Consider the following 305-nt stretch of genomic DNA (forward strand, 5'->3'; position numbering starts at 1 on the left):
TTACTACCTGAAAGAATATATGCTTCAGCACCATATTTTCTAATTTGTTCAAACCTTTTCTCTTCCCACGTGTCGTTTTTCACTCCACGATCCATTAAACAAAAGATTACTTTTATCCTTCTAGACAGATAAATCCTAACCCTTTCTAACATTTCATCCGTTAATTCTGTGGACACAAAGATCATGGTTAAGCCAGTTCGAATCTGATCTTCATACTCCTTCATTGAGGATCCAAAACCACCTTTATAATCAGCTTCTAGCTTGGATAAGTGCTCGACTATTCTTTTTTGATGATCGGCGCCTGT

General features: G+C 37.0%; 1 protein-coding gene. It reads right to left on the bottom strand.

The window, feature by feature from the left end; genetic code table 11:
- On the bottom strand, positions 1–305 hold a 305-nt coding region (locus AOA60_RS33210), incomplete at both ends, for a hypothetical protein (protein ID WP_218240477.1).

The organism is Pseudomonas sp. 2822-17 (assembly GCF_002742485.1).
GTDB classification, from domain to species: Bacteria; Pseudomonadota; Gammaproteobacteria; order Pseudomonadales; family Pseudomonadaceae; genus Aquipseudomonas; species Aquipseudomonas cyclaminis.